Here is a 12,744-nt window from a genome sequence, read left to right as displayed (position 1 = left end):
GGCGGTCCGAACAACGCGGGGTCGGTTTCCACAAGCTTGCTGCGTGAACCTGCCCGAAGCGCAACCCAAGCGAGCTGGTTATCGTCATCAGTCGGCCGTTCACTCCCAGGCGCTGAGGTGCGGGTTCCATCATCCTGTCGCCGTGCCTGACAGTACCGGATTGGCGAAGCGCGCGACAGCGGCGAGTACGTCGGCGAACGCTGTCGGGAGTTCGTCTTCACGGTGGGATCGGGTGCGCCACGCACGGTACTTCTGCTGCGCTCGTTCATTCATTGGCGCGAGCGCAGGCAACAGAGGCGCAAGTGCGACCTTGCGGTACTTGGCAACGGTCTCTATCGACGTGCGGAGTTCGTCCGCGTCGACCGGGTGGAGCCTGATGAGCGTGTAGACGTCAGCGAAGTCGCGCCAACGGGTGTTGGCGATGCCACGATCGAAGGCAGTGACGATCTTCTCTGAGAGCACCATCGTCAGTGGGTAGCCCAGCAACGTCATGGCTGGCAGATCGAGAGGCACGACGCGGGGCAGTTCGATGAGGCGCGGCGCGGGCCAGATCGGGTCGCCGAAGTTCACGTCCACGCCGATCGTCAGTCGGGCGGTGCCGAGCTTCGTGGTGAGCTTCACTCGAACCCCGGCGTACTCGTCCTCGTCACGGATCATCGTCGCGGCGACGCTGGCAGGATCGAACACGAGCCCGTCGGCAACATCCAGCGCAGCGATGACGCGGACGCGCTCTGCGACCTCCGCGGGGTTGCCGGTGAGTCGGGTGGCCTGCAGGTCGATGTCCTTCGTGGGGCGACGCGCGTTGAACACGGCAAGCAGGACGCCGCCCTTCAGGACGAAGTCCTCTCGGTACTCAGAGCGCGCGATCCGCGCCAGCAGTCCATCGAGCGCGTACAGAGTCATGAGTTCCTGTACGTCCGCGCCGGTCCGCCGGGCGAGACCGTGAATGGCGATGGTCGCGTCGCCCGCCGGGGTGCCGTGCTGCGGCTTCGGGCTCATAGAAGCACCTCCAAGGCCTGCTGGATCGCGGGGCGAGCTTTCGGGAAGCTCTCCGCGAGCGCCAGCAATGTGCCGGGGCTGTTGTTGCCATGCCCGCGCAGCCACCGCTTCAGCGCGCCATGGGCAAGGTCACTGCCCCAGGTGTGTCGCAGCCGGAACAGGTCGATCAGAGTGCGCTCGGCTGTGTACAGACCGATGGATCGCCCGCCCGGCAGGGCATGTTCGCCGCGGCCGATGCGGAACGTGTCGGTGTCGAAGCGGTGCCAGGCGATGGGTGCGTGATGGATGGTGACCGGCTGCGTGCCGCGCGGGATGGCGATGTCGCTCCGGGCGGGGATCTCATCGGTCAACTCGTGCAATGACAGTGCCGTGAGCAGGCACAACGTTGCGTCTGGCTTCTTCGCAGCGATCGCGATCCACGCCGCCGTCGTGTCGTCCGCGAGTCCCGACCGTATGAACAGACCGGGGGCGACGCGCTCGAACTCTCCGGCCTCGATCAGCCGGTCGAGGCCATGCCGGGTGAGGCCCTGCAGCGCCAGGTCGTCATAGCGGAACAGATCGGGCAGCGTCGCGGTGTCCATCACTACCTCCTCGTCAGCGGAATCCATGACAGATAGAGCATACCTGTGATGGATTCTGTCGGGTGGGGCGCAGCGCGATCCGGTGACCGGATTTGCGAAAAAAGCCTCCCGCGTGGCCCGCTCGGACGAGCCAGCCGGCTCTCGCGTGTTCTTGATTCGAGCCTTGCGGCGAAGTCTTCGGGAACCCATCTCAATCACCCGCCACGGTCCGCCACCAACCGGCTACGCTCGGACCTAGCGAACCGCCCGGTTCCCTGTCAACACAAGGGAGTCCGCGAGTTCCCGAGACGATCGGTGGAGTCCGGCAGATGCCAGTAACCTCCAAGGGGTCATGGGTTCAAATCCCGCCAGCCCGACGAAAAGCCCGGAATCTCAACGATCGAGGTTCCGGATCATATCGTCTCCGGGACCAAGAACGGATGCGGTCCGTAGTGCGCTCAGCTGCGCAGCGGTGTCCAGCCGACAGGCCGCGGGCCACCAATGGCCGCGCGGTCCTCATCGGCCTGCTGTGACCAGCCCTGCCCGGCGTGGGCACCGGCCTCGCCGACAGGCCCCTGCGCAACACGGAACCCGACGTCGTCCAGCTGCGCGCCCGGCATGCTGCCCCGGCGCACCGAGGCACGCACGCTCCAGTGCTTGTCCGCGTACCCGCCGCCGCGCAGCACACGGTAGTCGGCGTAGCGGGCGGGGTCGGAGTAGTCCCAGCACCACTCCCACACGTTGCCGAGCATGTCGAACAGGCCGAAGGCATTGGGTTGCTTGCGCCCCACAGGCTGCGCACCGGCGACGGCGTCGCCATCGCTCCAGGCAATGGCCTCGAGCGCGCCGTAGCGCGGGCCCGTTGAGCCCGCCCGGCAGGCATGCTCCCACTCGGCCTGAGTGGGCAACCGGAACCCGTCGGCACTGACGTCCCAATGCACCCCGGCCTCGTCGACCTCGTAGGCCGGAGCGAGTCCAGTCTCGGCAGACAGGGCGTTGCACCAGGACACGGCATCGGTCCACGACACCGACTGCGCGGGCGCGTCCGCCTCCTCGCCGTTGGGCACGGCCGTCCCCAGCAGGTGCGAGTACAGCCCCCACGTCACCGGGGTGGCGGCGATACGGAAGGGCAGCAGTTGTACCTCGCGCTCGGTCCTCGTCCGGGCGTCGCGCAGCACGACGGTCCCGACGGGCACCGGAACCATCGTGGGCGCGAGCACAGACACCCTGCGATCGTAGCCGCAGGCCGCTGCCCTCTCAGGGGAGGCGAGTTCCAGGGGCTCAGGCAGCCCGCGGGGTGTGAGACCGCTTGCGCGTGGCGAGATAGGCGGCCGAGTGGACCGCCAGCCCGAAGACGGGGAATGCGGGGATTGTCCACAGGTGAGGCTTGAGAGCCACGCCGTCGGCCTTGAGCGCCTTGCTGGCCATGGCCCAAAAGGGAAGGACAATGGGCAGTGCCGTGGCACTCCCACAGGTGTAGCGGCATGCGGCGGCCGCCGACGCCAGGTGGAGCACGCCGTGCATTCCGTAGCCGTAGAGCACCGACTGGTAGAAGGCCGAACGCCCACGGGTGCGGTAGCCGTCGACGGAGGCGGCCGCCATGAGAACGCCGACAGCGCTGATGGCGAGGGTGACGTGAGCGCGTGTCGGTCCGTGCTCGCGCAGCTCCCGGGGCAGCCAGGGCGCTGAGCCGACGAAGGGGGGCGGCCGCCCCGGCATCGTCACCAGCTCCTCGACGTCGTGGGCGAGCCAGGAGAAGAAGAGTCCTGAGGTCGCCAGATCCACCGTGTCCACCGCGCCCTCCTGGAGGCTGTTCGTCACCGCTTCCGATACTGATGGTAGCGTAACTCACGTAGTCTCGCTACCATTGGTAGCGGAACTAGTGGTGTCGCGAAGCCCCGCCCTCTGAGAGGATGCGGGCGTACGAGCCAGCAGGCGGACGCGACCGGACGGAGGTGATGACATGCCCGCACGGCAGCGTCCCGGGGGCGGTCGCCCCCGGGACGCCTCCCTGGACGAGCGGATCCTGGCCCAGACCTTCGCACTGCTCGCCGCCAAGGGCTTGCGCGGCCTACGCGCCGACGAGGTCGCCCGCGGCTCGGGCGTGCCGAAGTCGACGATCTACCGCCGCTGGCCCTCGCTCGCCGAACTCGCCGTCGACGCCGTGGACGCGGCCCTGGGGCCCCGCGAGTGCGTGGCGGGACCGGACCCGTTGGCCGACCTCACCGAGATCATCGTCAAGGCCCACACCGCCTTCGTCTCCTCCCCGCTGGCGCCGGCCCTGCCGCAGCTGGCGATCGAGCTCGCCTCGCACCCCGAGGCGGCCACCTCCTACCGCCAGCGTGTCATCGCCCCCCTGCGCTCCGGCGCCATCGCCGCCGTGCGGCGCGCCCAGGCCATCGGGCAGTGGCCCGGTCCCGACCCGGTCACCAGCGTCGACATGATGCTGGGCACCGTCGCCTACCGCATGAACTACCTCGGGCACACCGCCGACCTGGAGGAGACCTTCGAGGTCGCCGAGGCCGTCGCCCGACGCACCCTTCCTCGCCCCGCGCGCAGCGAGCCGGACGGTGAGCCGGGCGGCGCCGCTACCGCCCGCCTGCCGTAGCCGGAGCTACCCGCGCAGCGCGGCGACGACCTCGCGCCGCCAGGACCCGACAAGGTGGGTGTTGACCAGACCGATCGCCTCCATGAGCGCGAAGGCCGTCGTCGGCCCGACGAAACGGAAGCCCCGCCTCTTCAGCTCACGGTCCAGGGCCTGGGACTCCGCTGAGCGCGTGGGAACCTGCGCGAGCGTGCGCGGTGCCGGCTGCGTACGCGGACGGTAGGACCACACGAGCCCGGCCAGGGCGCCGACGACGTCGTCGGCCTCGCGCAGGGCGAGCGCGGCCCGTGCATTGCCCACGGTCGCCTCGATCTTGGCCCGGTTGCGCACGATGCGCGCGTCACCCATGAGCCGCTCCACGTCCTCGGGTCCGAAGGCGGCCACGACGGAGGGCTCGAAGTCCTCGAAGGCCTCACGGAAGGCCGGGCGCTTGGCCAGGATCGTGCGCCAGGACAGCCCCGATTGGAAGGCCTCCAGGCTCAGCCGCTCGAACACGCCCCGCTCGTCGCGTACCGGTACGCCCCACTCGGTGTCGTAGTACTCGCGCAGCAGCGGGTCCGAGGCCGCCCAGACCGGTCGTGCCAGCCCGTCCTGACCGATGACCAGGTCACTCATGCCCCCACCCTCGCAACCGACGGGGCCGTGCGCAAGCGCCCGGCGTGCGAGTGGTGCCGTCCGCCCGCCGTCCCGCTCAGGTGCGCGAGCACGGCCACCGGCCAGCGCACCCACCGCGACGGCCAGGCAGGGGCACTCGTGCTCGTCGCCTCATCTGACGAGGGCGCCACGGAAGGCCTCCTCGAGCTCCGCGTTGAGCCGCGCCATGAGTGCCGGCTCCACCTTGACCACCTCGCGGTCGTAGGTCATGAGCCCATTCGTCTCACGCTCGACGTCGCTGACCTGCGTGTACGTGCAGGCCGCCAGCCCGTGGGCGGCCAGCGGCACGAGCTGCTCGCGGTACAGGCGCGTCATCGCCCGAGCCAGCTCCTTGGCGTCGGCGCTGAACCCGTAGCCGAACTGCGCGTCCAGCCCCTCGCCGTCCCACACATGCCCGTGCACCGCCAGGTTGAGGCCCCCGAACTCGGAGAGGTAGAAGGGGCGGCGGTCATACCGGGGCGCCCGGCGCAGCCGCAGCACGTAGCGGTGGCGCGAGCGCAGGTCCCCGCGCCCCTGGTCGAACCAGCCGGAAACGGCGTCAACCAGGCGCGTGGGGTCCAGGCGTCGCACGGCCGCCTCGGCACGACGGCTGTCGAACTGCCCCCAGCCCTCGTTGAAGGGCACCCACATGATGATCGAGGGGTGGCCGCGCAGGTGGCGCACCATGGCGGTTAGCTCGCGTGCGAACTGCGCACGGTCCGCCGCCTTGCCACGCCCGGTCCACTGGCGGAACAGACGCGAGCGGTCCGGCACCGTGTACCCCAGCGCCTGCATGACGCCCGAGGCCTGGATCCCGAGCGGCGGGCGGCCGCCAGAGACCATGTCCTGCACCACCATGAGCCCCAGCCGGTCGCACAGGTGGTAGAAGCGACGGCTCTCAACCTTGACGTGCACGCGCACCGCGTTGAAGCCCATGTCCTTGAGCGTGCGCAGGTCGTGCTCGATGGCCTGCTCGTCGGGCGGGGTCATGCCCGAGGACGGCCAGTAGCCCTGGGACAGGGGCGCGTTGACGAGCACCGGCCGCCCGTTGAGCACAATCCGACGACGCCGGACGCCGGCGCGCCCGGGGGTCAGTCCCACCGTGCGCAGGCCCGCCCAGCTGGACACCTCGTCCTCGCCGACGCGCACGCGCACCCGGTACAGGGCGGGGGAGCGGGGGCTCCACAGCTGGGGGCGGTCGACCGGCCGGAGGAACCAGGTGCCGGTGCGCGCCCTGGTGACCGTCCGCTCGCCGTCGGGAGCGACGAGGCTCAGCTCGCAGTCCGCGGGCCGGGCGGCGTCGGTGTCCACCCGGACGCGGAAGCCGTCGAGCCCGGGCAGGGGCTCCACCCGCAGGCCGGTGACGGCGACCTCGGGCACGGGCTCCATCCACGTCGTGCCCCAGATGCCGGAGGTTGCCGTGTACCAGATCGTGCGCGGGTTGAGCACCTGCTTGCCGCGCTGGATGGAGGCGGTGTCCGTCGGGTCGGTGACGAGCACCGTCAACTCCAGGCCGCCCGCGACACCGGCCGCCACCACGTCGGGTCTGAGCACCGCCTCGACCGGCAGGTACCCGCCCACGTGCTCGGCCACGACCCGGCCGCCGACTCTCACCTGGCAGGAGTGGTCCACTGCGCTGAGCACGATCCGTAGCCGGCGCCCGGCCCACGTGGCCGGGACCTCGAGCCGACGGCGGTAGACCAGCGTCTTGTCAGGCTGCAGCGCCCGCTCCACACCGGAGTCGCGGGTCTCGACGGCGAAGGGCACGCGCACCGGCGCCCACCCCTGCTCGGGCAGGTCCTGGCGGTCGAGGTCCGCTCCAGGCAGGACCACGTGCTCCCACCAGCCGTCGAGCGGCACGAACGCGGCGCGTTCGAGCATCGGGTCAGGGTGCTGAACGTCCAGAGCGTCCATGGTGCTCCTCTCGGTGCCGGACCCTCATGTTATGCAGCCATGGCCGCATAGCCTTAAGGGCATGAGCAAGAACCTGCATCTTCCCGCCATCGGACTGGGCACCTACAACCTGCGCGGACGCGAGGACGGCCGGGCCGTCACCTCGGCGATCGCCGTCGGCTACCGGCTCATCGACTCCGCCTTCTCCTACGAGAACGAGGGCATCGTGGCCGAGGGCGTGGCCCGTGCCGTCGATGAGGGACACGCTGCACGCGAGGAGCTGGTCGTCACCTCCAAGGTTCCCGGGCGCCACTTCGGACGCGACCGCGCCCTGTGGGCCGTGGAGGAGTCCGCCGCCAGGATGCGGCCCATCGGTCCGATCGACCTCTACCTCATCCACTGGCCCAACCCTGCACAGGACCTCTACGTCGACACGTGGCGCGCCCTCATCGAGGCCCGCGAGCAGGGCCTCGTGCGCCACATCGGCGTCTCCAACTTCCTGCCCGAGCACATCGCGCGCCTGGAGGACGAGAGCGGCGTCCTGCCGGCCGTCAACCAGATCGAGTCCCACCCCCGCTTCCCCAACACGGAGCAGATCGCCTACGACGCCTCGCGCGGCATCCTCACCGAGGCCTGGAGCCCCATCGGCCGCTCCGGTGAGCTGCTGACGGACCCGGTGGTCGCCGCCGTCGCCCAGGCGCACGGCGTCACACCCGCCCAGGCGGTCCTGGCCTGGCATGTGGCCCGCGGGGTCACCCCGATCCCGAAGTCGAGCAGCCCGCAGCGCCAGGCCGAGAACCTGGCGGCTGCGGACGTGGTCCTCACCGCTGAGGAGGTTGCCGCCCTCACGGCGCTCGGGCGGCCCGACGGGCGGCTCAAGGGCCAAGACCCGGCCGTGTATGAGGAGATGTGAGTACCAGGTCCACTCCGGTGAAGCCCACCCCCGCCACCGACCTGCCCGCTGAGTGGTCTGAGACGGCGTCGTCAGGGAGTTCCGTCGTGACCGGGCTGCCGGCTACCTGTCCATCGTAGAGGACGGACCGAGTATCCGTGGCGCCCGGCGGGTGGCGCCTTGAGTTCTCGTGTCCGCCAGAGCTCTTGTACGAGCGCCTCTGCGAGCACTTGCAGCGTTGGGGTAAGGCAGCGTGTTGTCAAACATCTGCATGCCGACCTCCCAAACCCGAACTGGGGGGGGGTGACCACCACCGCGTCGAGCGTTGGACCTTCGACGTGATATCGGCTGAGCTTCGCCCGTCGAGCCCTGGGACGTGGGCAGACGAGAGTCCGGGCGTCCATCTCTCGGTAGTGGAGGCCGATCCCCGGATCCCTTGGATTAGGCTGCTCACCGCCGAGATGGCTCCCGCATTCCCGCCGTCCAAGGACGGATCGTGTTCCGCCGATATCGAGGTCTTGGTCCAACGAGAGTCGGCAACGATCAGCGTTGTCTCCTGTAGCCATTTAGCCCCATGATGTTTCTATTCCCTTCACCTCCCAGGAGAGAGATTTAAATGAACTACGGTTTGCTCTCAGTGGCACCTGATCGAACCAATCAGGACCTGACTTACACGCCTATGGACATGGAAACGGCGAGAGTTATCGCCGATAACTGGAAATACTCGCCTCCTTACGACTTTTACAACATGACCGCGGATCCGGAAGATTATCAGGAGTTTGTGACTCCGGAACTGTGGCCCAACTTCTTCCTACAGGTGCGGCAGGGCGGTCAATTGATCGGTTTCCTTTCCGGTCGTGTTGCCGAAGAGGGTGACTGCGTGGAGATCGGACTGGGGCTGCGCCCCGACCTCACGGGCCGCGGCCTGGGCCGCAACTTCATGAGGGGCAATCTGAAGTGGATCCAACAAGAGTATTCGGGCATGGAGATTCGCTTGTCGGTAGCATTATTCAACCGGCGTGGCATCAGGGTGTATGAATCCATTGGGTTCAAGGTCATTCGCCACTTCACGCAGGTGACCAATGGTGGCGAATATGACTTCGTAGAGATGAAATTCGTAGAGACGAGACAAGGCACCTGAGTCGCTGACCTCGTCCCAAGCACACTTAAACCCAGGCCATTGATGAGAACTGCATGACTACCACGTCCGGAACTCCTAATAGCATGTTTTGGCGAGTAGCCGCGACCTCCGGCTTCGGAGAACTCGCGCAGGGGGTCGCTGACGTCGTCCTGCCGCTCATCGCGGTAGGTACCCTCGGCGCAACCGGATGGCAAGCGAGTGCCGTCACGTCCGCTGAGTCTGTCGGACTGGTGGCCTTCGGCCTCCTGGCGGGTGTCGTGGCCGATCGGTATAACCGAGTATCAGTCATCACGACCGCCAACTTGCTACGCGCGGCGGCATTCCTTGCGCTGCCTATCGGGGGCCTCTTCCACGTCGTCAACACTCCTATGCTCATCCTGCTTGGCGTCATCGCCGGCGCGTGTGGCGTCTTCGCCGATGCAGCGGCCCAAGCACTGACCCCCACCATCGCATCGGAGGAAGCCCTTCTCGCGCGTAACTCCCAGTTGCTCGCTGTGGACTCCGCGACCCAAATCGGCGCCCCGGCGCTTGCAGGAACGATGACCCAGTGGTTGAGCAGCCAAGTAGCGGCCGGTGTCACGTCGATCGGCTACTTTCTGGCCGCCGCCCCGCTGTTCGGCTGCCACGCGATCGACGCAGCCCGAGTCACCGGCGCGGTGGCGCCTGGAAGACAGCCTAATCTCATGCGGGAACTGAAGGATGGGTTCACGGAGCTTTGGCACCAGCGCGAACTGCGGAGCACCATCGCTTGTACGGCAACATTTAATTTCGCCTACGGTATGCTGCAGCCCGTGTTCTTTCCCTTTTTGTTGCAGGAACTCGGTGTTAGCGAAGGCATTGTCGGCTTGGTTCTTGCAATGGGCGGTATTGGAGCCGTCCTGGCCGCCATCTTTGCGGAGAAGGTCGTTGCAAGAATTGGTATTGGTGCCGCGATCTGGCTGCCAGCAATTCTGGCGGGATGCAGTATCGCGGCAATGGCGTTACTCAGCCCACGCACCGCCCTTCTCGTGGGAGGACTGCTTCAAGGAGTCCTGTCGATCTCAGTCACTGTATATAACATCACCGTATTTACGTTACGACAGGCCGGCACATCGCCGGACATCCTAGGTCGAGTCGGCGTCTCCAGTCGCGTGATTGTATTGGGAACCGCCCCCTTGGGAAGCTTCTTCGCCGCCTCATCCATGATATTCTTTGAGATCCGCGGATCCTTGATCGCATCAGGTTCGATTGCTTGCCTTTCGTCTCTCTGGATCCTTGTCTCCCCGATCCGAAAGGTGCAACGCATGACGGAGTTCCGACGTGATTGCTAACATCGCGAACCTGAGTGGAACAACGTCAACGGTCCCAGCTCCACGACGCGTGCGGTACCGAAGCGACTGTTTGCTGCGCAGCGCTGGTCTTCCGGTGGCCACTTTGCATGCCCTGCGCATCCAGCGGCCCACGCACGCAACGCAGTGCTCCGAGGCCGCCCAGGACGCAGACGAACTGTTCATCGCGCGGGTGGCGCAAATTTTCCGCGAGACACCCGTCGGTGAGGCGTTGGCGTGGCAAAATCCACGCATCTGGAAGAACAACTTGGCAACTCTCGAACCGATCAACAATAGCAAAAACCGACGCCGCGCCGCCGCGCTGTTCGCCTACATCTCGCGATATGTTGCAAGGAACGACACCATAGGATTCTTTGGCTCTCTTTGCTGGGGAACGGTCGATCAGTCGATGCATACCTCCTTTGTGGCTGACGAGCCGACCCTTAAGCAGCGTGAAGTCTATTTCGAGTCTTGGACGGTAGACGAGTTGGCTCGCGTTTTGGCCTCCGTTCTTGGTATCTTCCCTTACCTGCCCCTCATAGCGCATGGGACGTCGCCAAGGCATGCGCCGCGCCATCAACATGATCCGAACGGCCTCGAGACACGGATCTTGGAGCTTCAAGGGGAGTTCGACACCATCGGCGAACTTGCCTGTCATCTACGGGAAGAGACCGGTGATGATTTTGAAGAGGTCGCTCTCGCTATTGCTAGGCTAGTGTGACAGGGCCACCTGACTTGCATCCCCGCCCCAGATATCAACGAGGACGGCCTCCGCTACCTCGACCAATGGCTGGCGGAGGTTCCCGATACCGAAGTCCGCCGCCGCGGTCAACGCTTACTGCAACCGTTCACGGCCTTGCGTACAGAACTCGAACACGCGCGAGGTGACGCAAACGCTGTGGCCCGGCTACAGGAGTTGCTCGGGGACAGATTCAATCAGTTGACGAAGTCTGACGCGTGGCGCCGACCAGGCGAGCAATACGCCGGCAGGGGCTTGGTGTACGAAGATTCGACACGTAACGTGGAGTTCGTCATCGGCCAAGATTATCTTGACCTCTGGGACCGGCCTCTGGCTATCATGCTTCGGGCAGCCGATTGGTACATCGACCTGTCGGGCGTACGTTCGCGCATCTCGCGGAGGAGGTATTTACCAAGGCGGTGGCGAACGCTGGTGGCCAGCAGATGTCCCTAGAACGGCTCTTCTTTATGCTCACCGACCAGTTGGCTCGTGGAGTTCGTGAGGCCCCAAGTTTCGCGACCGTCGGCCAATGAGAACTGCAGAAGCGATGGGCGGTGCTCGCGCGACGAGGGGCTGAACCGTACGTCACCGCCGACGGCCTCGAGCGCGGCCACCGTGCAGATGACGGACATGATGATGCCGATGACGTCCCACGGGATGTCCTCGGTTGAGGTTGGCACGCCTGTGGCGGTCAGCACGAGCACGCCCGCGGCACCGGCCAGGCCGATGCCAATGCCGCCCAGGCGCGCACCGATGACGATGAAGACGAGCACAACGATGAGATGGAACCAGATCATGGTTGGGGTCTCCTTTGACTCGGGGAGGCGCTCGGTCGCCTCCGAGGGCTGCGCACCGCTGAGCACGGGTGAGGTCCGAGTGGCAGTGCGGGGGACTCACACTCACAGCACGTGTGACATTGCCCATAGTGCGCTCTTATAACGATAGGGTGTGCTGCCTGCGTGCCGCTCGATTCATCGAGATGTCTCACCTATCGGCGCCCGCCGTGACCGCATCGTGGTAGCTGGTCCCGCCACGGGGCGGCGGCATCGGTCACGTTCCGGCCCGCCCGGCGCCGTCGGAGCCGATGGCGGGGGAGGATCACCCCATGACGTCCATCCAGCCCACCCCCGCCGCCGACCTGCCCGCAGAGATCGACCTGCGGCTGGTCGTCACCGACATGGACGGCACGCTCCTTGACAAGGACTCGCGCCCGCCCGCCGGGATCACCGCCCTCATGGATCGGATGCGTGCCCACGGCGTCGCCTTCTGCCCGGCCTCTGGCCGCCAGCTGGCCAACCTGCGCGCCGTGCTGGGCCCCGGCATCGACGACGGACCCGTCATCCCGGAGAACGGCCTGTTCTCGCTCGTCGGTGGCGTCGAGCTCCACTCGGACCTGCTCAGCCGTGAGCAGGTCCTGCGCGTCATCGCGGCCGTGCGTGACCTGCTCGCCCGCGGCGGTGACGTCGGCGCCGTCGTCGCCACCCGGCACATGGCCTACATCGAGCGCGGGGACGAGCGGTTTGCCGCCCAAGTCGCCAACTACTACGAGCAGCGCGCCCTCGTACCCGACCTGACGGCGCTGGACCTCGACGACGTCCTCAAGGTCGCCGTCTACGACTTCGGGGTGGCGGAGCAGGAGTCGGGCCCGCGGTTGCGCGCGGCCGTCCCCGATGTGCGGACCGTCGCCTCCGGCCTGCAGTGGACCGACGTCATGAACCCGGCCGGCTCCAAGGGGCGTGCGCTGAGCATCATTCAGAAGCACCTGGGGGTGGGCCCCGAGCAGACGGCCGTCTTCGGCGACTACCTCAATGACCTCGAGCTGTACGCGCACTCCACGCTGGGCTTCGCCATGGCCAACGCCCACCCCGGGATCCTTCAGGCCGCGCAGTACGTCGCGCCGGCCAACACCGAGGACGGCGTCGTGCGCACGGTCAACCTCCTGCTCAACCGCCTGCCCGCCGGACGCTGAGGCCCG

The 12,744-nt window shown here is 67.0% G+C and carries 13 protein-coding genes; 6 read left to right on the top strand and 7 right to left on the bottom strand.

Features of this window, described 5'->3' with window-relative positions:
• Positions 1–129 precede the first annotated feature (129 nt).
• The 4 genes from ID810_RS06440 to ID810_RS06425 all read right to left on the bottom strand — a co-directional run bounded on the left by ID810_RS06440 (position 130) and on the right by ID810_RS06425 (position 3,380).
• The gene (locus tag ID810_RS06440; protein WP_166854941.1) at positions 130–999 is read right to left on the bottom strand and encodes a nucleotidyl transferase AbiEii/AbiGii toxin family protein; all 870 of its coding nucleotides are present in this window, start codon (positions 997–999) and stop codon (positions 130–132) included.
• A complete protein-coding gene (locus ID810_RS06435; RefSeq protein WP_166854942.1) occupies positions 996–1,580 on the bottom strand; it encodes a type IV toxin-antitoxin system AbiEi family antitoxin domain-containing protein in 585 nt (194 codons plus the stop codon). The genes ID810_RS06440 and ID810_RS06435 overlap by 4 nt, the downstream gene beginning before the upstream one ends.
• Before the next feature lie 437 nt (positions 1,581–2,017).
• Complete coding sequence (locus ID810_RS06430) at positions 2,018–2,785, bottom strand: formylglycine-generating enzyme family protein (RefSeq protein WP_235931416.1); 768 nt, start codon at positions 2,783–2,785, stop codon at positions 2,018–2,020.
• Positions 2,786–2,840: 55 nt separating this feature from the next.
• Entirely contained in the window at positions 2,841–3,380 is a 540-nt protein-coding gene (locus ID810_RS06425; protein ID WP_235931417.1) for an HXXEE domain-containing protein, read from the bottom strand.
• Positions 3,381–3,522: 142 nt separating this feature from the next.
• Between ID810_RS06425 and ID810_RS06420 the strand changes: the two genes are divergently transcribed.
• Positions 3,523–4,167 (top strand): TetR/AcrR family transcriptional regulator, encoded by a 645-nt coding sequence (locus ID810_RS06420; protein WP_166854943.1) that lies wholly within the window; start codon positions 3,523–3,525, stop codon positions 4,165–4,167.
• A 6-nt stretch (positions 4,168–4,173) separates the two neighbouring features.
• On the opposite strand, the gene ID810_RS06415 is transcribed toward ID810_RS06420, so the two are convergent.
• Together ID810_RS06415 and ID810_RS06410 are read right to left on the bottom strand one after the other, a co-directional pair.
• Positions 4,174–4,779, bottom strand: a complete 606-nt coding sequence (locus tag ID810_RS06415) for a DNA-3-methyladenine glycosylase I (protein ID WP_166854944.1) — start codon at positions 4,777–4,779, stop codon at positions 4,174–4,176.
• 150 nt (positions 4,780–4,929) lie between these two features.
• Positions 4,930–6,711 carry a glycoside hydrolase family 2 protein gene (locus ID810_RS06410; protein ID WP_166854945.1) on the bottom strand — a complete coding sequence of 594 codons (1,782 nt, stop codon included), beginning with the start codon at positions 6,709–6,711 and terminating at the stop codon, positions 4,930–4,932.
• Between the two features lie 61 nt (positions 6,712–6,772).
• On the opposite strand from ID810_RS06410, the gene ID810_RS06405 reads away from it, so the two are divergent.
• From ID810_RS06405 to ID810_RS06390, 4 genes are all read left to right on the top strand, one after another.
• Positions 6,773–7,603, top strand: a complete 831-nt coding sequence (locus ID810_RS06405; RefSeq protein ID WP_166854946.1) for an aldo/keto reductase — start codon at positions 6,773–6,775, stop codon at positions 7,601–7,603.
• A gap of 595 nt (positions 7,604–8,198) precedes the next feature.
• On the top strand, positions 8,199–8,723 hold the full coding sequence (locus ID810_RS06400; protein ID WP_166854947.1) for a GNAT family N-acetyltransferase: 525 nt from the start codon (positions 8,199–8,201) through the stop codon (positions 8,721–8,723).
• A 53-nt stretch (positions 8,724–8,776) separates the two neighbouring features.
• Complete coding sequence (locus ID810_RS06395; protein ID WP_166854948.1) at positions 8,777–10,033, top strand: MFS transporter; 1,257 nt, start codon at positions 8,777–8,779, stop codon at positions 10,031–10,033.
• Positions 10,034–10,103: 70 nt separating this feature from the next.
• On the top strand, positions 10,104–10,751 hold the full coding sequence (locus ID810_RS06390; RefSeq protein ID WP_166854949.1) for a lantibiotic dehydratase: 648 nt from the start codon (positions 10,104–10,106) through the stop codon (positions 10,749–10,751).
• A 467-nt stretch (positions 10,752–11,218) separates the two neighbouring features.
• Here the strand turns inward: ID810_RS06390 and ID810_RS12450 are convergent, their stop codons facing one another.
• Positions 11,219–11,566 (bottom strand): anaerobic C4-dicarboxylate transporter family protein, encoded by a 348-nt coding sequence (locus ID810_RS12450; protein WP_235931418.1) that lies wholly within the window; start codon positions 11,564–11,566, stop codon positions 11,219–11,221.
• 308 nt (positions 11,567–11,874) lie between these two features.
• On the opposite strand from ID810_RS12450, the gene ID810_RS06380 reads away from it, so the two are divergent.
• On the top strand, positions 11,875–12,738 hold the full coding sequence (locus ID810_RS06380; RefSeq protein WP_235931419.1) for an HAD family hydrolase: 864 nt from the start codon (positions 11,875–11,877) through the stop codon (positions 12,736–12,738).
• The last annotated feature ends 6 nt before the right edge of the window (positions 12,739–12,744 follow it).

The sequence above is a fragment of the Actinomyces respiraculi genome, from assembly GCF_014595995.2.
Taxonomy (GTDB): Bacteria; Actinomycetota; Actinomycetes; order Actinomycetales; family Actinomycetaceae; genus Actinomyces; species Actinomyces respiraculi.
Note: the sequence above shows the minus strand (reverse complement) of the source record. Positions and strands in the feature narration are given on the sequence as shown.